At 63.8% G+C, this 22,339-nt stretch carries 13 protein-coding genes; 2 read left to right on the plus strand and 11 right to left on the minus strand.

The features are described 5' to 3' along the window. The 4 genes from RUW20_RS07390 to RUW20_RS07405 form a co-directional block, all read right to left on the minus strand. A partial coding sequence (locus tag RUW20_RS07390) for an MOSC domain-containing protein (protein ID WP_313951565.1) occupies positions 1-542 on the minus strand: 542 nt, incomplete at its 3' end. Next, entirely contained in the window at positions 523-1,437 is a 915-nt protein-coding gene (locus tag RUW20_RS07395) for an ROK family protein (protein ID WP_313951566.1), read from the minus strand. The genes RUW20_RS07390 and RUW20_RS07395, both read right to left, overlap by 20 nt. Before the next feature lie 85 nt (positions 1,438-1,522). Further along, positions 1,523-2,083: an OmpA family protein gene (locus RUW20_RS07400; protein WP_313951567.1), complete on the minus strand. Its 561-nt coding sequence runs from the start codon at positions 2,081-2,083 to the stop codon at positions 1,523-1,525. Positions 2,084-2,159: 76 nt separating this feature from the next. After that, positions 2,160-3,479, minus strand: a complete 1,320-nt coding sequence (locus tag RUW20_RS07405; RefSeq protein WP_313951598.1) for a chloride channel protein — start codon at positions 3,477-3,479, stop codon at positions 2,160-2,162. 546 nt (positions 3,480-4,025) lie between these two features. On the opposite strand from RUW20_RS07405, the gene RUW20_RS07410 reads away from it, so the two are divergent. Continuing rightward, positions 4,026-4,808 (plus strand): type 1 glutamine amidotransferase, encoded by a 783-nt coding sequence (locus tag RUW20_RS07410; protein WP_313951568.1) that lies wholly within the window; start codon positions 4,026-4,028, stop codon positions 4,806-4,808. Positions 4,809-4,879: 71 nt separating this feature from the next. Here RUW20_RS07410 and RUW20_RS07415 read toward each other — a convergent pair whose 3' ends face one another. The 7 genes from RUW20_RS07415 to RUW20_RS07445 all read right to left on the minus strand — a co-directional run bounded on the left by RUW20_RS07415 (position 4,880) and on the right by RUW20_RS07445 (position 21,761). Then, a complete protein-coding gene (locus RUW20_RS07415; protein ID WP_313951569.1) occupies positions 4,880-10,018 on the minus strand; it encodes a malto-oligosyltrehalose synthase in 5,139 nt (1,712 codons plus the stop codon). After that, complete coding sequence (treZ, locus tag RUW20_RS07420; protein WP_313951570.1) at positions 10,015-11,850, minus strand: malto-oligosyltrehalose trehalohydrolase; 1,836 nt, start codon at positions 11,848-11,850, stop codon at positions 10,015-10,017. The genes RUW20_RS07415 and treZ overlap by 4 nt, the downstream gene beginning before the upstream one ends. Then, on the minus strand, positions 11,847-13,979 hold the full coding sequence (gene glgX / locus RUW20_RS07425; RefSeq protein ID WP_313951571.1) for a glycogen debranching protein GlgX: 2,133 nt from the start codon (positions 13,977-13,979) through the stop codon (positions 11,847-11,849). The genes treZ and glgX overlap by 4 nt, the downstream gene beginning before the upstream one ends. An 11-nt stretch (positions 13,980-13,990) precedes the next feature. Then, positions 13,991-15,211: a glucose-1-phosphate adenylyltransferase gene (locus tag RUW20_RS07430; RefSeq protein WP_313951572.1), complete on the minus strand. Its 1,221-nt coding sequence runs from the start codon at positions 15,209-15,211 to the stop codon at positions 13,991-13,993. A 24-nt stretch (positions 15,212-15,235) separates the two neighbouring features. Then, a complete protein-coding gene (gene treS, locus RUW20_RS07435) occupies positions 15,236-18,595 on the minus strand; it encodes a maltose alpha-D-glucosyltransferase (protein WP_313951573.1) in 3,360 nt (1,119 codons plus the stop codon). 320 nt (positions 18,596-18,915) lie between these two features. Continuing rightward, on the minus strand, positions 18,916-20,850 hold the full coding sequence (glgB, locus tag RUW20_RS07440) for a 1,4-alpha-glucan branching protein GlgB (protein ID WP_313951574.1): 1,935 nt from the start codon (positions 20,848-20,850) through the stop codon (positions 18,916-18,918). Then, positions 20,847-21,761, minus strand: a complete 915-nt coding sequence (locus tag RUW20_RS07445; protein WP_313951575.1) for a mechanosensitive ion channel family protein — start codon at positions 21,759-21,761, stop codon at positions 20,847-20,849. Before RUW20_RS07445 ends, glgB begins: the two co-directional genes overlap by 4 nt. Positions 21,762-21,878: 117 nt before the next feature. Between RUW20_RS07445 and RUW20_RS07450 the strand changes: the two genes are divergently transcribed. Continuing rightward, the coding region (locus RUW20_RS07450; protein ID WP_313951576.1) for a MarR family transcriptional regulator at positions 21,879-22,339 on the plus strand (461 nt) is incomplete at its 3' end.

A 22,339-nucleotide genomic window follows, 5' to 3' on the forward strand; every position in this document is an offset into this window, starting at 1 on the left:
CGCCACAGTTCGGCCAGCGAGACGGCCCCCGGCAGGCGTTCGATCAGCGCAAGTTCGTCGCCGCTGGCGACCGTGGCGACTTCGAGGACGCGGTAGTACCAGCCGGTCAGACCGGTTTCGGCGATCGTCCGCGCCACCCCATCGCTGCCGTAGCGATGGTCGATTTTCCAGCACGGGCTACGCGGCTGGCTGACCTGCAGCCGTGCCCTGCCGAGGCGAAAGATATCGCCGATACAGACCGTGCTCTCGTCAAAGCCGCTGGCCGAAAGGTTCTCGCCAATACTTCCGGCAAGCAGCTGAGCGGCTATTTCCGGACGACAGTCGGCGAGCCGTCGATAGTTGGTCACGGCGTAGTGATGAACGGCTTTCTCCGGCCCGCCATGGACGCGACGGTCGGCCTGGACATCCCCGGCCAAGCCTTCGACGCCAAGATCAACGGGTCCCATAATCGCCTGCTTGTAGATTCCGGTCGCTTGACCATGATCGTCGATTCGCGTCAAGCCGCCGGCAAACAACAGCACATCAGTCACTTCGATCCTCATTCCACAGCCAGGCGGCACCCCGAACGCCGGAAGAGTCGCCGTGGACGTTACGCAGCAAGCGGGTCCGGATCAGGTCACTGAAAACGCGGGCCGTCCACAGCCGTGGCACGGCATGATACAGGCGCTCGATGTTCGACAGGCCGCCACCGAGCACGATCACGTCCGGATCGAGAATGTTGACCACCTGGGCCAGGGCCTTGGCCAGTCGCCGCTCGTAGCGCTCCAGTGTTTGATCACATGCCCGATTGCCGGCCATCGCGCCAGCGCAGATCGCCTCGGCAGTCAGTGAGCCCCCGCCATGACGGCAGTGGTCGCCGCTCAGCGCCGGACCCGACAGCCAGGTTTCGACACAGCCGAACCGGCCACAGTAGCAGCGTGGTGGCGCTAGTACTTCCTCTTCCAGCAAGGGCAGCGGGTTGTGGCCCCACTCCCCGGCAATATGATTCGCGCCACTCAGGGCTTGCTGACGAACGACGATGCCACCGCCAACGCCAGTGCCCAGAATCACCCCGAAGACCACCTCTGCGCCCTTGCCGGCGCCGTCGATGGCTTCCGAGAGGGCGAAGCAGTTGGCGTCATTGGCCAGGCGGACTTCGCGCTGCAATAACGCCTGCAGATCGGTGCGCAGCGGTTTGCCGATCAGGCAGGTCGAATTGGCGTTCTTGATCGTGTCATCAACGGCCGATTCTGCACCGGGCATGCCGACCCCAACGCTCCCGCTCTGGCCCAGTGCGCGCTCCGCTGCCTTGACCAGATCACCGACCGCCCTGACCGTGCCCAGGTAGTCCCCCTGTGGCGTTGGTTGGCGCTGACGCAGCAGCACCCGACCGGAGTCGTCAAGTGCCAGCAGCTCGATCTTGCTGCCGCCAAGGTCAATGCCAAAGCGTAGGGCCATGAAATAGTCAGCTGGTGCGCGTGTCAGGTTTTGCGCGGTCGGAGTGGCGGCCCCACGCTGTCATCAAGCCTTGCCGCCGGTGCGGTCAAAACAGGCGAGCGCCTTCGCCCTGGTTGTCGCGTCGTTCGGGTGAATAGAGCAGTTCCACCCGGCGCATTTTCTGTCGGCACAGACTTGTCTTGCAGGCGGTAGGGGTTTTCTCGCTGCCCACGCTGTAGCGGCGAATCTGGCCGCCGGGGACATGGTACGAGCGGAGCAACTTCCTGACCGACAGAACCCGCTGCTCGGCGATGGCGACGTTGTAGTTGCGACTTCCCAGATCGTCGGTGTAGCCGATCAAGGTCACTGTCGTGTCGGGATTCTGCTTCAGGTACTCCGCATGCAGCTGCAGTTTTGCCTTCTCCCGGCTAACGACCGTCACGCTACCGAGGGAAAAGTAGATGTTGTCCTCTTCCCTGCTTGAAGCAATCACCTTTGCTTCAACCGCCGCCTCCTCCTTCTCGGTTCTGGCGCGGGCAGCCTCGGCATCATCATCGCTTCTGACGGCATCCTGTGGGCGGTCCGGCTCCCACGGCCAGGCGCCGCATCCGGACAGTGCCAGGACGGCGGCAAACACGCAGCAGAAACGGGTGGCAAAGGTGAGCATGAAGATCGGGCTTTCGGTTCTTGTATTCGGTGCGCTGTCTTGACCGCAGAAACGGTTTGGCGACGGGTGAAAAGGCTCAGCTTGGCGTGTCCTTCTTGGCCATGAAGCCCATCGCCAGCTGCTGATAAAGCTCCGGACTGACGCGCGAACTGACCGCATTGGAGATCAACGCCACGGCCATCAGGCTGATCACCATGCCATGACCATCGATCATCTCCATGACGATGATCGCGGCGGTTATCGGCGATTGCGTGACCGCAGCCAGAAAGCCGGCCATGCACAGCGCCGTGATTGGAACAGCGTTCACGGCAAAGCCGAGAATCTCGCAGGTGCTGGCTCCGAGCGCCGCACCGACTGCCAGCGCCGGCGCGAATATGCCACCCGGAATCCCTGAATAATAGGTGACAACAGTCGCCACGTAGCGGGTCACCGGGGCGTGCCACGGTGCCGACAAAGCCGTCATGGTGTCGCCGGAAACCAGCGACGCGGTAACCGAGTAGCCACTGCCGTAAGACAAACCGCCTCCGAGCCAGCCGACCACCGCGATGACCAGTCCGCAGCAGCCGGCGAAGCGGACCGGATGAGCGGCGCGCCACCGCCAGACGACGAAGGTCGGGTGCTTCTGAGGCCACAGCAGCAGGCGGCTGAAAATGCCGCCGAGCACACCGCAGAACATGCCATAGACCAGGACCGGAACACCGATCTCACTAAATTCTGAGACCTTCATGCGCCCGAAATGGCTATAGTTGCCCTCCAGGGAAATGGCCACCAGGCCGGACAGGATGATCGTACTAACCAGGATGCCAGTGGTCTTGGCCTCCAGGCGTTTTCCCAGTTCCTCTACTGCGAAGACGACGCCGGCAAGCGGCGTGTTGAAGGCGGCGGCGATGCCCGCCGCGCCACCGGCCAGAATCAGATTCGCCGGGGCGATTGCCCGCGAGTGCGGCAGAAACCGATGGGCGGCGTGCAGGATCGATGCCGCCACTTGTACCGATGGGCCTTCCCGCCCGGCCGAAAAGCCGCCGAGCAGGGCGAGACAGCCGGCGCCGATCTTGCCGACGGAGAGGCGCAGTGAGATCAGATGGTCGACCGACTCGCCACGGGCGGCAAGGCGTGTCGCCGCGATGACCTGCGGAATGCCGCTGCCCTGGGCTCCCGGGAAAAACCGTTGGGTCAGCCAGACCGCGGCCATGCCGGACAGGGGTGCAGCGACAAACGGCACCCAGGGGAATGGCACACCCGGGTGGGAATTGGCCAGATCGAAGAAGGTGGCCAGGGCGAGATCGGCGAGCTTTGTGAAAGCAACAACGGCCAGGCCGGCGCAAGCGGCCGCCCCCCACAAGGTCAAACGGGTGCGCCACCTGAAGGCGCTCAGCCGGCCGCGGAAAGGGTTCATTCCTGAACGCGTACGCTGCCGGATAGCGCCCAGCCTGTCGCGGAAGAAGTTCATTCGGATCCTGTTTGTTTCGGTTGACACCGGCCACCAAGTGCGTGACTCGACATTCAGCGGACTGGCGGGAGCAATGCGCCGTCGTGCAGGGGCCGCGGACAATCGCCACTGCACGTTCTGGTGGCGAATTCGCAACAAGACGGAATTCGCCCACGCCCCGCAGTCTAACACCGGTGGCGCGCCTTCCGACCGAACTTTGCAGCCGGAAAGGAGGGGCAGTACAAGGATTGGCGGCGCCAGCGCGCGGCCGGCCTGGCGAGATGAAACGAGCGCTCCACCGTGGTTTCCCGGTTGAACTTTCAGTGCGCGGCAAAGCTGATCGGAGCAGCACCGGCGACAACCGTCGAAACGGCGGAACAGACCGGAAGATTGTGCGGAACAGGAATCGTGCCCGGGGCAACAGTTGGCAAACGCGGGTATATTGCTTCTTTGCACCGACGGGTCGGTAGAAGAGAAAACAGTGGCAAGTTCGACACTTCAAAAGGAGGTCCCATGAGCTGGCGCCCTTTACGTATCGGTCTTTCAGCGCGCATCTATCATCCGCAGGCGGGTGCGACGGGCCTGCAATCGAAATCCCTGCATTACCTCGAGCAATCGGTCGCCCATTGGGCCATGTCGCGCGACGTCATGGTCTTCATGATCCCGGCGGTCAGTGGCGATGGCATCGTCAATCGCAGCAGCATCCGGCTCTCGGATTACCCGCAGTATCTCGATGGCCTGCTTTTGCAAGGCGGTGCCGACGTCAATCCGCAAAGCTACGGCGAGGAACCCTTGCATCCCGATTGGGTAGGGGATCAGGTTCGCGACGCCTATGAAATGGAACTGCTGCACGAGTTTATCGAAGCCGGAAAGGCGGTCCTTGGCATTTGTCGCGGCGCCCAACTGATCAATGTGGCGCTTGGTGGTACGCTGTACCAGGATATCGCGACGCAGATCGTCTCGGCCGGAACACACCTTCATGACAACTACGACCGCCACAGTCATGCGGTTGAATGGGCCAAGGATTCGAGTCTGGCGAAACTCTATCCCGGAGCGACCGGCGGACGCGTGGTCTCGATTCATCATCAGGCGATCAATGCCCTGGGCCGTGGCCTGCGCGTCGAGGCACGCAGCGAGGGAGACGGCGTGGTCGAAGCCGTACGCCTGCAAGGGAAACCCTATGTCCTCGGGCTGCAATGGCACCCGGAGTTTCATCCGCCGGGCAGTCCGGACCTGCTGGACAGCGCGCCCATCCTCGACGAGTTTCTCAACGCAGCGCGAGGCCGACGTTGGTAAAGCGATTCGCCAGCGCGCGATGACTTGTGGAGGGTGGCAAGCCGTCGGGCTTGCCACCCTCCGTCACTAGCTCAAGGCTCGCCCTGGGTGGCCAGCAGAGCGACCGGGAAGCTCGCCAATAGCTCGCCGATTGCCAACTGAGCGCCTGCCGAATGGCTTTCACCGCTGAGCAGATTGCGCCAGCCACTGGCGGCCAGCCCGTCGGGCAGTTCGAGCACGGTATTGGCCCAGACCTCGTTGCCCAGTGGCAGGATGCGGTTGTCGCCGAGCAGACCCACCGGCAGCAGCGGCACGACGACGACAATCGCCCGCTCGCCGTGCTGACGCGCGTAGGCACAGAGGTGCGCAGCGTGCTCGCCGCTGACTTTCAGAGGCTGGTAATCGCCCAGCTCCAGTACTTCCGGCCAGCGCGCGCGCAGGGCGAGACTCTGCCACAGCGTGTACAGCTTGATGCGCCCGTCGTTCATGTCGCTGAGCAGTGGCTGCAGACGCGCGGGCCATTGCTCCGGCGGCGCGTCAACCATCGCCTGTACCTGCGCCAGATACTCGCCGCGCAGGGGAAAGTCGATCGGCCGACGGTTGTCCGGGTCGACCAGATTGAACTGCCACAGCTCGCAACCCTGGTAGATGTCCGGGACACCCGGTGAGGTGACCTTGATGAGCAGCTGCGCCAGCGCGTTGATCAGTCCGTGATGGGCGATGGTCTGCAGCATCGACACGAAGTCGGCGAGGAAGAGGTTCTTCTCGCCAGGCGCCAGCAGGGCACGCACGAAATCGGTGACAGCGCCTTCGTAGGCTTCATTGACCTGTACCCAGCTGCTGTGCTCTTTGCCCTCGCGCAGCGCCTTGATCATGTAGGCCTCGATGCGTTGCCGGTAGTCGGCGAGTTCTTCGTCGCTCGGCGGCGTCAGCGGCCAGGTGCCGATCAGCGTCTGGTAAAGCAGGTACTCGTCGTTGCGCGACGGCGCGGCGACGCCATCGACCTCGTGCTTGCGGCCGCGATTCAGGCGGCGCCAGCGTTTGAGCATCAGTTTCCAGGCCGCCGGGATCTCCGAGAGGACGTTGATGCGCGCGCGCGCGTCCTCGGAACGCTTGCTGTCGTGCGTTGAGGTGGCGAGCATGTTGTGCGGCCAACGGACGGCGCGGGCGCGCGTCGCGGCGTGGAAGGCGGCGACCGAAATACCGAAGCGGCGCGGTTCGCCACCGACGTCGTTGAGGGAGGTCAGGCGATGATAGCGATAGAAGGCCGTATCCTCGACTCCCTTGGCCATCACCGGCGACGAGACCTGCTGGAACTTCATGGCGAAGGCTTCCAGCGGCTCGCGGTAGGAGGCACTGCGGCCGCGCGCGAGATCGGTGGTCAGCACGCCCTCGAGGAAATCGTAAATGCCGGTATCGAACAGCGGGCTGCGTTTCTTGGCCACCGCCACCGCCCAGCTGATGTGCCGGCGGTCGTCGGTCGACAGTTCGCCGTGGGCGACGTAGCTGCGATAGACCGGGAAACACGCCACCACTTCGATCAATGCCTCGCGCAGGCCGTTGAGGGTGAAGTCGCAGGTGTCGCGACTGGCCGTGGCGATGCGCGCCAGGCGGTTGGCGAGGACGCTAAACTCGCTCGCCAGCGCGGTGTGCATAATCAGCTTCTTGGCGTCGTAGGCGAGTTCCTCGAAGTCGCTGTCGACGCCGGTAAAGTCGCGGTAGATGCGCGTCATGCGCCGCTCGGAGGCGGTATCGACGAAGAGGTTGTTGACCAGGTTGGAAAAACGGTAGCCGGTGGCGCCGTGGATCGGCCAGTCGTCCGGCAGGCGCTCGTGCTCGGCGAGGATCTTCTCGATCAGCAGATAGATCGCCAGCGGCTCGCCGGGTACCGGTGGCTTGCCGCCGACAGCCTGCTGCAGGTGGCGGAAGTATGCACCGGGGTCGAACATCCCGTCGGGGTGGTCGATGCGTAGCCCCTCAACTTTGCCCTGGGAGACCAGGTCGAGGATCAGGTGGTGGGTGGCGTCGAATACCGCCGGGTCCTCCATGCGCAGCGCGGCGAGGTCGTTGATGTCGAAAAAGCGGCGATAGTTGATCTCGTCGCAGGCGACCCGCCAGTAGGCCAGGCGATAGCCTTGCACCTGGATCAGGTCGTGCAGCAGATCGTAGCTGGCGGGATGGCCGGGGCGGCCGTTGAACTCGATGAGATTATCGGCGATGTGGTGGGCGATGTCGGCGCGCGCTTCGGTCAGTGCCGCCAGATGGCGCTTGTGCACCTCCTTGTCGCGTTGCCGTTCGGCCATCTTCGCCGGCTTGCTGGTGGTCCGCGCCGGCAGGTGGCCGAAAGCGGTGAGCAGCGTCTCCAGTTCGCCGTAGCGCTCGTGGCTTTCGCCGAGCACCGCAGCCAGGCGTTCGCGACGGTGACCGACGATGCGCGGGTAGCTCGCCGGGTCCACCGGCAGCCGGTGCTGGTAGTACATGATGCTGAACTCGCCGCGAACGGCGTCGTATTCAAGACGCAGTTCGCCCGCGTTGAGCACCTGTCCGTAGTGCGCACCAAGCAGTGGCAAGAGCACCTTGCCCTTGAGTTCGCGGTTGAGCGGATCCCAGTCGATGTCGAAGAAAGCGCCCCAGGCCGAGGCCGGGCCGTTCTCCAGGACGTCTAGCCACCAGGCGTTGTCCGCCCCCATGACCCCCATGTGGTTGGGGACGACGTCGATGACCTGCGACAGCGCATTCTCCTTGAGGGCGGCCGAGAAGTCCTCGAACTCCTGTGGCGTGCCGATCTCCGGGTTGAGTTCGGCGTGGCCGACGATGTCGTAACCGTGCGTGCTGCCCGGTCTTGCGCGCAGATAAGGGGAAGCGTAGCAGTGGCTGATGCCGAGTGCGGCCATGTACGGCGCCAGGGCACCGGCCTGGGCAAAGGTGAAGTCGCGGTTGAACTGCATGCGGTAGGTGGCGCGCGGGATGACCGCGACACGCGTTGTCGTCGGCACTTCCTCCGGCGGCACGACGGCCGTGCCGCGTTCGTCGATCAGCACTTGGCCAACGGCGGCGAAGCGGCCGTCCTCGGGCCAGTCTTCCAGGTCCAGCGGCAGGCGTCGCCGCCAGTTGGGATGCTGATCGTCACGGCTGCCGGGCAGGTTGGCCTGCTCGACGACGCCGAGAATATCCTCTGGCTGGACCATCAGCAGCTGCGCCGGGGTTCTGGCCAGAAATGCGTGCGTGGCGACGATGAAGGGTTGCGTCATCTCGGGGAGCGAGAAGGGATGCACGCTGGCGCCTTCGGGTAGCAGCTCGGCGTGCTTCAGGGCCATCAGGATGCGGGCGCGATCCTGGGCACGGTCGACGACCATCTGTTCGAACTGCGCCTCGTCGGGGAAAAGCTGCAGCGCCGCCCGGGTGTCGATGTCGTGACCCTTCCAGAAACCCTGCAAGGTCGGCAGATCGTGCGTACTGACGGCGACCAGTGCCTGCCGCGGATAGTCGGCAGGCGGCTTGAAGTTGCCGTCGTCGCTGCGTTCGAAGAAGAACGGGCGGTAGGAGAGCAGACCGGCGGTAGCCAGCCGTGGCCGGAAGCCGTCGGGGACGGTGCCGAGGTCCTCGCCGATGACCATGCAGCGATTGCGCTGGCTTTCCAGCGCGACGATGCCGAGCAGATCTTCGAACGCGTAACTGACGTAGGCGCCCTCGCTCGCTGGCTGACCGACGGGAACCCAGAACAGACGCGCCAGACCCATGACATGGTCGATGCGTAGCGCGCCAGCGTGACGCATGTTGGCGCGCAGCATGGTAACGAAGGGTGCGTAGGCGGCTTCGCGCAGGCGATACGGCACCAGCGGCGGCAGGCCCCAGTCCTGTCCGAGCGGGTTGAACTCGTCGGGGGGGGCGCCGACGTAGGCGTCGCCGGCAAAGGCGCCTTGCCAGGCCCAGGCCTCCGATCCGCCAGGATTGACGCCGACGGCGAGGTCCTGGTAGAGGCCGACACCGAGGCCACGACGCCACGATTGTTGTCCGAGGGCGGTAAGCTGTTCCTCGGCGAGCCACTGCAGCCAGGCCGAGTAGTCGATCGCTTCGGCATGCTCGGCGGCAAACGCCGCCACCGCCGGCGCCTGTGGATCGCGGTACTTCTCCGGCCAGGCTGGCCAGCCCCAAACACCGGGGTTCTCTCCCTGGAAATGGGCCTGCAAGGCCTCGAAACGGGCGTGCAATTCCAGTGGCAGGCCACCCTCGGTGCGGAACAGGCGGAAGGCGCGCGCACGCGCCGTATCGCTGGCCAGGTGCTGCTCGCGGAAGTGCCGATAGAGTGCCACCAGCACCTCGCGCTTGGCCGCGGAAACTTCTTCGTAGTCGACCTCTTCACCAGCGCGCAGGCGCCGCAGGCGGGCCTGGAAACGTTCCGAAGCGACCAGATTGCGCGCTGCTTCGCACTCGCCGAATTCGGCAACTGCCTCGACGTCGATGTACAGCACGTTGACGAAGCAGCGACTGGAGGGGCTGTAGGGACTGATTCGCTTCGGGTCGTCCGGGAACAGGGCATGCAGCGGATTGACGCCGATCACGCCACCGCCGGCATCGGCCGAGGCGTCGAGCAGGGTACGCAGGTCTCCGAAGTCACCGATGCCCCAGTTGCGCCGCGAGCGGATGCCGTAGAGTTGCACCGTCGGGCCCCAGACGCGGCCCTCTCCCTGCACCGCATCGGGCAGGAAGCAGCTCGGCGGCGCGACGATCAGAGTCATCGCCTCCTGCGCCATGCCGCCGCGCCCGGCTTGCTCGATCTCCAGGCGGTAGTAGCCCGGCTCGAGTAAAGGTGGCAAGAGCAGTTCGCCGCGCAGGTAATCGACCTTGTCGAGGCGCTGCTCGGCAAGGCGTCGCAAGCTGGCCGGTTCGAACTCACCGCTGCTCGCGGCGCCGTTCTCGGGCGTCAGAATCCAGCGGTGCGGCTGGCTGGCGCGGGCGGCCGGCAGCGAGACCGGAAGCGCTGGCGCATCGCCGACCGCCACCACCTTGACTGACGACAGCGGGCGGAGCCACTCTTCTTCCTGCAAGGTTTGCAACAGCGCTGCGGGGTCGGCTTCGGCGGGAAAGTGCATCGCCCCCAGCAGGGCGCGCAGGGTTTGTTCCGAGGTGGCATGCGCCTTGCCCCAGACATCGTCATAGCCGGCGCTGATGCCACAGTACTCGGCAAGCTGCGCCAGTGCGCTGCGGCTGTTGTCGGCGGCAGCGCTCATGGTCGGTCTCCGAGGTGCAGATGCCAGGCCACCGACCACGCCGGCAGCTGGCCGCTGGCCAGTGCGTCGGCGCCTAGATTGGCGGTGGCGAAGAGCAGGCGGCCGCCAGGTGGTGTCACCACCACCTGCTCGTCGCCGAGATTGGCGAGCAGAGTCAGCAGGCTGCGGTCGCCGAGGCTCCAGTTGATCGACAGAGTACGTGGCGAAAAGAGCTTCAGCTGCGGATCACCGTTACCCATGCCGGCCAGACGCGGTGCGATCCACTGCTGGCGCAGCGATAGCAGTCGCCGGTGCAGTTCGAGCACCGCGCGGTGCGGCTCGCGTTCGATCGCGCTCCAGTCGAGAATGCCGGCTTCGAAGGTGGCCAGCGCGTTGGGATCGGGAATGCTCTCGCGCACGGCCGGATCGGCAAAGCGCGCAAAGCGCCCGAATTCGCGGCGGCGACCTTCGGTCACCAGGCGTGCGAGCTCGGGGCCAAAGTCGCAGAAGAACTGGAAGGGCTGCGTGGTTGCAAATTCCTCGCCCATGAATAGCAGCGGCGGCTGTGGCGCAAGCAGCAGGACGCTGGTGACGGCCTCCATGGCCGCTGGCGAAGCGAGGTGAGCGAGACGCTCACCGAAGGCGCGGTTGCCGATCTGATCGTGGTTCTGGAGAAAATTGATGAACGCGGCCGGCGGTAGCTGGGTACTTGGCTCGCCGCGCAGTTTGCCGTGCGCGAAAGTCGAAGCTTCGCCCTGATAGGCGAAGCCTTCGCTCAGGCAGCGGCCGAGCAGGCGCACCGGCTCGGCGGCGTAGTCGGTGTAGTAACCGTCGGTTTCGCCGGTGGCGACGACGTGAAAGCAGTGGTGGATGTCGTCGTTCCACTGGGCCGTGCCGTGCAGCAGCCGGCCGGACTCGTCGCGGCTCAGGTAGCGCGCCTGATTGTGTTCGTTCTCGAGCACCATGTGCACGTGTCGCGCGCGTCCCGGTACCGCCTTGAAGGCTGCGGCGAGCTCCTCGATGATGTCCGGCGAGCTATCGTCGCAAATGGCGTGGATGGCGTCCAGGCGCAGGCCGTCGAGATGAAACTCCTCCAGCCAGTAGAGGACGTTGTGCACGAAGAAGTCGCGCACCGCCCGGCTGCCCTTGCCGTCGAAGTTGATCGCCGCGCCCCAGGGCGTTTCGTGGAGCGGGTTGAAGAAGTCGGGCGCGTAGGCGTGCAGATAGTTGCCTTCCGGCCCAAAGTGGTTGTAAACGACGTCGAGCAGGACCATCAGGCCACGTTCGTGCGCGGCGGCGATCAGGCGCTTGAAGTCCTCCGGTCGGCCGTAGGCGGCATCGGGTGCGAACGGCAGGACGCCGTCGTAGCCCCAGTTGCGCTTACCCGGGAAATCGGAGACCGGCATGATCTCGAGTGCGGTGACCCCGAGTTCGACGAGATAGTCGAGGCGTTCGATGGCGCTGGCGAAGTCACCAGCCTTCGTGAAGCTGCCGATGTGCAGCTCGTAGAGCACGGCTTCCTCCCACGGCCGGCCGCGCCATTCGCCGTCCGGCCAGTCGAAGGCGGTGGCAGCGACGATTTCGGAAGCGCCATGCACGTCGTCAGGGTTGAAGCGCGAGGCCGGATCGGGAACCAGCAAACCGTCCGGCAGCTTGAACAGATAGCGGTTGCCGGCCTGCGCTTCGGCGACGGTGAGTTCAAACCAGCCACCCGCGGCAGCGTTCATCGGCAGCTCGCTGGCGCCGTCGAGCTGCAGGCCAACGGCGTCTACGCCGGGCGCCCAGAGACGAAAGCGGACGCCGCCCTCGTCGAGGACTTCGGCGCCGAAAGGCATGTTGTGCTGGCGTTTCATGATTGCTTCCTTTGCTGCAGGAGAGCCAGCGAGCGGCTCTCGAGGGGGTAGGTGTCGCCGCCCTGGAAGACGCCGTCAGGCTGTAGGCCATTGGTGAGGTGCGTATCGAGGACGCTCAGCCATTCGCAAGCCTCGGGCAATACCGGCAGGCGAAAGTCGAGGTTTTCGTGGTAGCTGTTGAAGAGCAGCAGGAAGTTGTCGTCGTGTACCGGGCGGCCGCGGCGGTCGCGTTCCTGCATTGCTTCGCCGCTGAGATAGACACCCAGGCATTGCGCGTAGCTGTGCGACCACTCCTCGTCGTTCATCTCGCTGCCATCGGGTTTCAGCCAGTGGATGTCCTTGAGCAGCGAACCCTCGGGGGCGCTGCCGTGGAAGAAGTTGCGGCGCCGGAAGACGGGATGCTCGCGGCGCAGGGCAATGACCCGTTGCACGAAAGCCATGAATTCGCGGTCGGCTGGCGATAGATCCCAGTTGACCCAGCTGATCTCGTTGTCCTGGCAGTAGGCGTTGTTGTTGCCGCCCTGGGTACGCCCCATTTCGTCGCCAGCGAGCAGCATCGGCACGCCCTGCGAAAAGAACAGGGTCGCCAGCAGGTTGCGTTTCTGCCGCGCGCGCAGTTCGTTGATCCCGGCGTCGTCGGTCGGCCCCTCGGCACCGCAGTTCCAGGAGCGGTTGTTGTCGTTACCGTCGCGGTTGTCTTCGCAGTTGGCTGCGTTGTGCTTGTCGTTGTAACTGACCAGATCGTGCAGCGTGAAGCCGTCGTGGGCGGTGATGAAGTTGACGCTCGCCCAGGGCTTGCGGCCACTGTGCTGGTAGAAGTCGCTGGAGCCGGTGAGGCGGCTGGCGAAGTCGCCGATCAGGCCGCCGTCGCCTTTCCAGTGCGCGCGCATGGTGTCGCGGTAGTGGTCGTTCCACTCGCCCCAGCCAGCCGGGAAGTTGCCGACCTGGTAACCACCTTCGCCGAGGTCCCAGGGTTCGGCGATCAGCTTGACCTGCGACAGCACCGGATCCTGCAGCAGAATGTCGAAGAAGGCGCCGAGCTTGTCGACCGCATGCAGTTCGCGCGCCAGCGCCGAAGCGAGGTCGAAACGGAAGCCGTCGACGTGCATTTCCAGCACCCAGTAGCGCAGCGAGTCCATGATCAGCTGCAGCATGCGTGGCTGCTGCAGGTCGAGGGTATTGCCGCAGCCGGTGTAGTCCATGTAGTAGCGTGGATTGTCAGCGACCAGCCGGTAGTAAGTGGCGTTATCGACGCCGCGCAGCGAGAGCGTCGGGCCGTTCTGGTTGCCTTCTGCGGTGTGGTTGTACACCACGTCGAGAATGACTTCGATGCCGTGCGAGTGCAGCGTCTTGACCATCGTCTTGAACTCGCTGACCACGCCGGTGGAACTGAAGCGGTGGTCGGGTGCAAAGAAGCCGAGCGTGTTGTAGCCCCAGTAGTTGGTCAGACCGCGGTCGATCAGATGGCGGTCGTTGAGGAAGGCGTGCACCGGCATCAGTTCGACCGACGTGACGCCCAGGCGCTTGAGGTGGTCGATGACCGGTGCCGTCGCCATGCCGGCGTAGGTGCCGCGCAAGGACGCTGGCACTTCCGGATGCTTCATCGTGAAGCCGCGCACGTGGGTCTCGTAGATCACCATGTCCGCCCAGGGAATGTTCGGTGCCTTGTCGTCGCCCCAGGTGAAGGCCGGGTCGATGACCCGGCATTTGGGCATGCCGGCGTGGTTGTCACGACGGTCGAAGGACAGGTCCTCGTTACGGTGACCGATCTTGTAGCCGAAATGCGCGTCGCTCCAGCGTACCTCGCCGACGATATCCTTGGCGTAAGGCTCGATGAGCAGCTTGTTGCCGTTGAAGCGGTGGCCGTGCGCCGGGTCATAGGGTCCGTGCACACGGTAACCGTAGAGCAGGCCGGGCCGCGCCTCGGGCAGGTAGCAGTGCCAGACCAGATTGGTCTGCTCACGCATTTCGATACGCTGCACCTCGCGGCGTCCGCTCGGATCGAACAGGCACAGCTCGACGCGTTCGGCGTGTTCCGAAAAGAGGGCGAAGTTGACGCCCTCGCCGTCCCAGGTGGCGCCGCGTGGGGTGGGAGTGCCAGGCCAGACGGCGGTGACGGGAAGGTTCATGGCTAAATCTCCTAGATCTGGTAGCGGGTTACGCCCGCTACGTCCTCGCCTTTGGCGAGGACGACGATGCCGCCATCGCTGACGGTATAGCGGGCGCGGTCGGCGGCGGCGTCGAAGCCGATGCGCGAGTTTGGTTCGATGACGTTGTAGCGGTCGACGATGACCCGCTTGAGACGTGAGCCACGGCGGATGACCGTGTAGTCCATGATCAGGCAGTCTTCAATTTCGACGTCTTCCTCAACGACGACTTCACGACGCAGCATCGAGTTCTTGATCCGTGCGCCGCTGACTCGTGAGCCCGCGGCGATGGTGCTGTTGCTGATCTCGCCAGTGATCATTGGCGAGGGTCCCTGGTAAGAACTGGAGTTGATAAACCACTTCGGATTGAAGAGGTTGAAGCGCGGCTTGGCGCTGAGGACGTCGTAGTGGGCGTCGTAGTAGGCGTCAATGTTACCGACGTCGCGCCAGTACGACTGCTCCTCGTAGTCGGCGACGCCGGGGACGTGGTTGTCGGCGAAGTTGTAGGCCAGCACATTGTGAGTCTTGATCAGGCGCGGCAGGATATGGTGGCCGAAATCGTGCTCGCCGTTGTCGTTGGCCTCGCGCAGTGCTTTCAGCAGGACATCGGTATTGAACAGGTAGTTGCCCATCGAGCCATAGGCGCGCGTCGGGTCGCTGAGCATGGCCGGCGGATTCGTCGGCTTTTCCAGAAAGCCGCGGATGCGACTGTGGTCGTCGGCATCGATGATGCCGAAAGCCGTCGCCTCGGCCAGCGGTACCGGAATCGCCGCCACCGAGACGTGCGCCGAGTTCTGACGGTGAAAATCGATCATCTGCCGCACGTCCATGCGGTAGATATGATCCGCACCAAACACGGCGACCATGTCCGGTGAATGGCGTTCGATCAGGTTGATGTTCTGGAAGACGGCGTCGGAGGTCCCCTGGAACCACTCCTGACTCTCGCGCATCTGCGGCGGCACGACGGTGACGAACTGGCCGGTATAGGCGTTTGAATTGCCCCAGGCCTTGGCGACGTGCTCGATCAGCGACTGCGACTTGTACTGCACCATCATGTAGATGCCGTGGATCTGCGAGTTCACCAGGTTACTGAGGACGAAGTCGGCGATGCGGTAGCGGCCGCCGAAGGGAACCGCCGGTTTGGAACGCTCTGCGGTCAGCGGATGCAGCCGGGAACCCTGGCCGCCGGCCAGTACCATGGCGAGTACTTTCATGATGTTTCTCCTTTATCGGTCAAATCAACTTGCGCCGCGATCGTTCAGGTTCCTGAGCAGGCTGAAGAGCGGAACCGACAGCCAGTCGGGCCGGTTACCCATCTCATAGCGCAGCTCGTAAAGTGCCTTCTCGATCACAAAAAATTCGATCAGCCGTTCAGCGCCGCCGGGTTCCTCCGGCCACGCCGGGCAGCCCTGAACGGCATCGCGGTAGCCGCTCATGAACGCGTCGCCGACCTGTTCTTCCCAGAGCTCGACCAGCGGACCGGCACGATGACGGTCGATCGGATCTTCATTGGTCAGGCGATTGGTCGCGACGGCTGCCGCATAGCTGAACGAACGCAGCATGCCGGCGACGTCGCGCAGCGGCGAGTGCTTCTGGCGACGCTCGTCCATTGAACGCGCAGGCTCGCCTTCGAAGTCGATGATCACGAAATCATTGTCCACGCGCAGCACCTGGCCAAGGTGGTAGTCACCGTGATAGCGCGTCTTGGCGGCGGCAATGCCGGCCAGCGCTTTCGGCGAAATGCGGTCCAACAGCAAGGGCCGCAATGCCGACAGCCGGTCACAGCCATCGCGTACCTCCTCGGGGAAGTCTTCGCGGCGTCGTTCGAGTTCGTCGAGCGTGGCCACCGCCTCGGCGTTCAGCGCAGTCGACCAGTTGGCCAGGTCCTGTGCGGTAATCGGCTCGCGTTCGAAGGCCGGGTCTCCGGTCGACAGGGCAAAAGCCTGGTGCATTTCGCCCGTACGGCGGCCGAGCAGCTCGATCAAGCTCAGGAAGTAGCTGTGCGGGTCAGCGTCAAGATCGTCGGCTTGCACCGCGACCTCCGAGAGGAAGCGTTCGAGGTAGTCGAGCGTGAAATTCCAGCTGTCACCCTGGTTCTTCGTGTAGCCCTGCAGCAACGCCAAAGTCATGGTCTCGCCGTCGCCGCGACGGATTTCGACCGAGCCGGCAACCGGCGCAATTTGCGAGAAAGGCGAGGTGTCGGTGAGGAAACGGCCAACTTCAACTTCCGGGTTGGTACCGGTCTGCAGGCGACGATAGCCCTTGAGGAACAATTTGTCGCCGAAGTACACAGCGGTATTGCTCTGTTCCAGCGAGGGGTGGCGTACCGGTGCATCAAGTCCGGCTGCCAGCTTGGCAAACGCCGGTGAGGCGTGGAACTCGAGCCGGCCGCGGGCGAAGGGGATGGCCACGTTCCTGCCGATTCCTTCGGCCAGGTCGCGGCAGAAACCGTCAGCGCCGAAGGCGCCGTAAAGCAGGCCGGTGCGATCCTTCTGGCGCACTCTTGCCAGCGCCCACGGACCGAGCAGGGCACGCTGCTCTTCGCTGGTTTCCTCGTCCCAGCAGATCGCCAGGGGCAGGAAGTAGACCTGCGGCTCGATGCCGGCGCAGTGCACCTCAAGGATCGTCAGCAGCCAGCTGCCGTTGTCGGTGTCCCATGGCGCCTGTTCGATAATCTTGATGCTCTCGATCGGGTGGCCCTTGCCGGCGAACCAGCGCTTGGTCACCAGGTAGGGTGCGAGCACCTTGTGCTGCAGCTGGTCGCGGGTGGTAGCGGCGATCGCCCGGCGCACGGTGGTGGCGGTGGTCTTGCCTCCGGAGAAAGTCATCCAGCCCTCGGTGAGCACCAGTACCGGCAGCTCTGGCCGGGCCAGGCGTTCCTCGTGCCAGTAGGGCACCTCGACGTCGGTGGTCAGGCGGAAGCAGTAGGTGCCGTGTCCGGCCAGCGTCAGCAGGTAAGGCAGGTCGCCGATCGGTGGGAAAGCCGAGCGTCCGAGCAGTTCGACCGGTACGCGCGTCTTGAACGGGGCGAGGTCGAGTTCAACCGGTTGCGCGTTGCGCGACAGATTGACCACGCAGAGCAGGATTTCGTCCTCGTACTCGCGGACGTAGGCGAGAATTTTGCGGTTGCCGGGCTCGAGAAAGGTGATGCTGCCGCGGCCGAAAGCCTTGTAGTTCTTGCGCACCGCGATCAGGCGCTTGGTCCAGTGCAGCAGCGACGATGGATTGCGCGCCTGCGCTTCGACGTTGATCGCCTCGTAACCGTAGATCGGGTCCATGTTCGGTGGCAGATAGAGCCGCTGCGGGTCGGCCCTGGAGAAGCCGGCGTTACGGTCCGGGCTCCATTGCATCGGTGTACGCACGCCGTTGCGGTCGCCAAGGTAGATATTGTCGCCCATGCCGATTTCGTCGCCGTAGTACATTACCGGCGAGCCCGGCAGCGTCATCAGCAGGAAGGTGACGAGTTCGATCTTGTGCCGGTTGTTTTCCATCAGCGGCGCCAGGCGGCGGCGGATGCCGACGTTGACGCGCATCCGTGGGTCGGCCGCGTACTCCTTGTACATGAAGGCGCGCTCGCTCTCGGTGACCATTTCCAACGTCAGTTCGTCATGGTTGCGCAGGAAGATCGCCCACTGGCAGTTCGCCGGAATATCTGGTGTCTGGTTCATGATCTCGACCACCGGATGGCGTTCTTCCTGGGCCACGGCCATGAAAATGCGCGGCATCACCGGGAAGTTATACGCCATGTGACACTCGTCGCCATCGCCGTCGCCGAAGTACTCGCGCACGTCTTCCGGCCACATATTGGCCTCGGCGAGCAGCATGCGGTTTTGGTAGCGCGAATCGATTGCCGCACGAATCTGCTTGATGACCTGATGCGTCTCGGGCACGTTCTCGTTGTCCGTGCCTTCGCGGATGCACAGATAGGGAATGGCGTCGAGGCGCAGGCCGTCGACGCCCATGTCCAGCCAGAAACGCATGATGCGGATCACCGCTTTCACGACCGCCGGATTGTTGTGGTTGAGATCCGGCTGGTGCGAGAAGAAACGGTGCCAGTAGTAGGCGCCGGCGACCTCGTCCCAGGCCCAGTTCGACTTCTCGGTGTCGGTGAAGATGATGCGCGTTTCCGGATACTTCTTGTCGGTATCGGACCACACGTAGAAGTCGCGTTTCTTCGACCCGGCAGGGGCGCGCCTGGCCGCTTGAAACCAGGGGTGTTGATCAGAGGTATGGTTGATGACCAGCTCGGTGATCACCCGCAGGCCGCGGCGATGCGCTTCGCGGATGAAGATGCGCGCGTCGTTGCGGTTGCCGTAGTCAGGGCTGACGTTGTGATAGTCGGAAATGTCGTAGCCGTCATCGCGCATCGGCGAGGGGTAGAAGGGCAGCAGCCAGAGGGTGTTGACCCCCAGATCCTGGATGTAGTCGAGCTTCTCGGTCAGTCCCTTGAAATCACCGATGCCGTCGTCGCCGCTATCCTTGAACGCCTTGACGTGCAGTTCGTAGATGATTGCGTCCTTGTACCAGAGCGGATCATTTTCCCAGGTCAGGTCGGCCGCTGCGGCGGCTTTTTCTATCGTTTCATTGGCCTTTTGCATCATTTCCTCCACTCAAGGGAAGTCGTCAAGGTTGCCCATCTCGTTGCAACGAGCGAGCGGTTGTCGGAAAGCTTGTTTTGCGCCTGGCGGGGCGAATCGGCAGGCGGGCCCGACGTGGCCAGGGGCTGTTCGGTCCAGCCGGTAGTCGGGCCGTGGTACGGGCCCAGACAGGCCTGAGGGGCCCAGGGTATCGCCACCGACGACCTTGTCAGACGGAGCATGACGGAATTGTCGGTGGCATACAAGCGCCACTGCCGCGACGATTGGCCCACCCGGGGCTGTTGCGGTGTTCATGTGGGTTGCGGGCAGCCGCGTGGCGGTCAAGACGACCGTTCGCCTTCCATTATCGGCTTCAGAACCACCACCGCCAACGGCGGCAGGGTCAGCGCCAGGGAGTGGAAATGACCGTGCGCGGCGATCGGACGCGCCTCGACCCGACCAAGATTACCCATGCCGCTGCCGCCGTAGTGCTCGGCATCACTGTTGAGGATCTCCTCCCACTGGCCGCCGCGCGGTGCGCCGACGATGTAGTCATGGCGCGGTACCGGCGTGAAATTGCACAGCACCAGGACCGTATCGTCGCGGTGCTTGCCGTAGCGCAGGAAGCTGATGATGCTTTCCTCCCAGTTGGTGCAATCGACCCAGGCGAAGCCGTCGGTGTTGAAGTCGCGCTCATGCAGTGCTTTCTGCCCACGATAGGCGCGGTTGAGGTCGGCGACCCAAGACTGCACGCCGTGGTGCAACGGGTACTGGAGGACGTGCCATTCGAGGCTTTCGTCGTGCTGCCACTCGCGCCGCTGACCGAGCTCACCGCCCATGAACAGCAGCTTCTTGCCGGGGTGGGTCCACATCAGCCCGTAGAGCAGGCGTAGGTTGGCGAACTGTTGCCATTCGTCGCCCGGCATCTTGCCGATCAGCGCGCCCTTGCCGTGCACCACCTCGTCGTGCGACAGCGGCAGGACGAAGTTCTCGGTAAACGCGTACCACACACCGAAGGTGAGCTTGTCGTGCTGGTACTTGCGAAACAGCGGTTGCTGCTGGAAGTACTTCAGGGTGTCGTTCATCCAGCCCATGTTCCACTTCATGCCGAAACCGAGGCCGCCCATGTAGGTGGGGCGCGAAACCATCGGCCAGGCGGTGGACTCCTCGGCCATCGTCTGGACGTCCGGATGATCGCGATAGACCGCTTCATTAAGGCTGCGCAGGAAGCTCATCGATTCGAGGTTCTCGCGTCCGCCATGCTCGTTGGGGATCCATTCACCCTCCTCGCGGCCGTAGTCGAGGTAGAGCATCGAGGCGACGGCATCGACCCGCAGGCCATCCACGTGGTATTTGTCGAGCCAGAACAGGGCGCTGGACATCAGGAAACCGCGCACTTCGTTGCGACCGAGGTTGAAAATCGAACTCTTCCAGTCCGGGTGAAAGCCCTGGCGCGGATCCTCGTGTTCGTAGAGGCAGGTACCGTCAAAGTTGGCCAGGCCATGGCCGTCGGCCGGAAAGTGCGAGGGCACCCAGTCGAGAATGACCGCGATTCCCGCCTGGTGCAGGGTGTCGATCAGGAACATGAAGTCTTCGGGCGACCCGTAGCGTGCTGTCGGTGCGAAATAGCCGGTGGTCTGGTAGCCCCATGAGCCGTAGAACGGGTGCTCCATCACCGGCAGCAGTTCGACGTGGGTGAAGCCCATCTCGTTGACGTAGGCGGCCAGTTGCGGCGCCATTTCGCGATAGCTGAGCGAACGGTTGTTGTCCTCGGGAATGCGCCGCCAGGAGCCGAGGTGCACCTCGTAGATCGACAGCGGCGCATTGAGTGCGTTGACCGCCCGGCGCTTGGCCATCCACTCGCTGTCGCTCCAGCTGTAGTCGAGCGTGCACAGACGCGAAGCGCTGCGCGGCGGCTCCTCCGACTGGCGGGCAAAGGGGTCGGCTTTCTCCTGGACGCCGTTGCCGCTGGTGATGTGGAACTTGTAGCTGTCGCCCAGTGCCGGTCCGGCCAGGAAGCCCTCCCAGATACCCGACTGGTCGTCACGGCGATGGAGAGGGTGGCTCTCCACTTGCCAGTGGTTGAAGTCGCCGACCACCGACACTTTCTCGGCGTTCGGTGCCCAGACGCTGAACTGGAAGCCGGCCTGAGCAGCCTTTTTAGTGGCATGCGCGCCAAAGCGGTCGTAGAGCCTGGTGTGGTTGCCTTCGCGAAAAAGGTAGATGTCTTGTTCGCTGAACAGGCTGTTTGCGACTACAGGAGTGGTAACTTTCAATGCGTACCTCCGGGGTGTTGCTTGCTGTCGTCCATCGCCAGATGCAAGGGCGGGCTTGAACCGTCCTTGGCCTGACCGGGATAGACGGTGAGATGCGGAAAGGGAATTTCGATGCCGGCAGCGTCGAACGCATATTTGAGGCGGCGCAGACATTCCCGGCGTACACCCCACTGCTCGATCGGCGCGACCTTGAAGCGGCAGCGCAGAATCACCGCCGAATCAGCCCAGGAGTCGACGCCGACCATCTCGACGTCATCGATTATCTTCGGCCCGAATAGCGGATCGGCGCGCAACTCGGTGCCGACCTGGCGCATGACCTCGAGCGCCTGATCCACGTTCTCGCGGTAGGCGACGCCGACGTCGACCACAGCGAAAGCAAACCCGCGAGTCTTGTTGGTAACCGAGGTGATACTGCCGTTGGGGACGAAGTGGACGTTGCCATCGTAGTCACGCATGCGCACGTAGCGCAGGGTGATTTCTTCGACGACGCCTCCTTTGCCACCGGCTTCTACGACATCTCCCTGGCGGATCTGGTTCTCGAGCAGCAGAAAAAAGCCGGAGAAATAATCCTTGACCAGGCTCTGCGCGCCGAAGCCGACGGCGACGCCGACGACGCCGGCGGCGCCAAGGATGGGGGCAATCGAGACGCCCAGTTCCGCCAGGATCAGGATGCCGGCGACCAGCGAAACCATCACCGACGCGGCGTAGCGGAAGACGCGGCCCAGGGTGGCGACGCGTTTTACCTCCTCGCTGTCGTCGAGGCTGCGGCTGATGTAGATGCGAAAGCTGCGGATCAGCTTGTGCGAGAAGGCCATGGCAGCCCACGCCAGCAGGGCGATGAGGACAATGCGCAGGGCCGACGCCATGACCGGTGTCAGGCTTTGGCTGAAGGAAAGCAGTTGGTCGAGCATCGTTGCGTCAATTTCCTCTCGGTGGCCAAGCGATGGGCGAAAAATCGCTTGTAAAATAAGTTCCAGCCTAATAGTATTGCACAAACTTAATTTGCAAGCAACGTGAGGACTGGCACGATGACGAACGGAGTGGCGTTGAAGAGCGACGGTCGCGGGCGGGAGAAGCCCTTTGGCGATCAGCAGGATGATCCCGGGATGGCTCCAGAGTGTTCTGATGAAGCCTTTGGCAAGGTGCTGCAGCTCGTGCGCACGGTTCAGACGGGCATGCAGAACATCGACGACCGGCACGGCCTGAGTGGTGCCCAGCTGTGGGCCATGTGGCAGATTTCGGCGCGACCCGGCTTGCGGGTGTCGGATCTGGCGCGGGCGCTGCAGATCAAGCCTTCGACGGCGAGCAACCTGCTCGACAAGCTCGAACTGCGCCAACTGATGCGCCGTGAAAGGCACGACACCGACAACCGCGTGGTCAGCCTCTATCTGACCGACGCAGGCCACCAGCTGGTCAAGGACATTCCTGGCCCGACGCAAGGCCGACTGCGCCGCGCCTTGGGGGAAATGGCGGCGCCGGTTCTGGCCGG

This window comes from Accumulibacter sp., from assembly GCF_032229525.1.
GTDB lineage: Bacteria > Pseudomonadota > Gammaproteobacteria > Burkholderiales > Rhodocyclaceae > Accumulibacter.

Coding starts and splice junctions, on each gene's coding strand:
- RUW20_RS07415 (WP_313951569.1), bottom strand. CDS start 10,018: ATGAGCGCTGCCGCCGACAACAGCCGCAGCGCACTGGCGCAGCTTGCC.
- RUW20_RS07405 (WP_313951598.1), bottom strand. CDS start 3,479: ATGAACCCTTTCCGCGGCCGGCTGAGCGCCTTCAGGTGGCGCACCCGT.
- treZ (WP_313951570.1), bottom strand. CDS start 11,850: ATGAAACGCCAGCACAACATGCCTTTCGGCGCCGAAGTCCTCGACGAG.
- RUW20_RS07395 (WP_313951566.1), bottom strand. CDS start 1,437: ATGGCCCTACGCTTTGGCATTGACCTTGGCGGCAGCAAGATCGAGCTG.
- RUW20_RS07430 (WP_313951572.1), bottom strand. CDS start 15,211: ATGAAAGTACTCGCCATGGTACTGGCCGGCGGCCAGGGTTCCCGGCTG.
- RUW20_RS07400 (WP_313951567.1), bottom strand. CDS start 2,083: ATGCTCACCTTTGCCACCCGTTTCTGCTGCGTGTTTGCCGCCGTCCTG.
- RUW20_RS07445 (WP_313951575.1), bottom strand. CDS start 21,761: ATGCTCGACCAACTGCTTTCCTTCAGCCAAAGCCTGACACCGGTCATG.
- RUW20_RS07410 (WP_313951568.1), top strand. CDS start 4,026: ATGAGCTGGCGCCCTTTACGTATCGGTCTTTCAGCGCGCATCTATCAT.
- glgX (WP_313951571.1), bottom strand. CDS start 13,979: ATGAACCTTCCCGTCACCGCCGTCTGGCCTGGCACTCCCACCCCACGC.
- treS (WP_313951573.1), bottom strand. CDS start 18,595: ATGCAAAAGGCCAATGAAACGATAGAAAAAGCCGCCGCAGCGGCCGAC.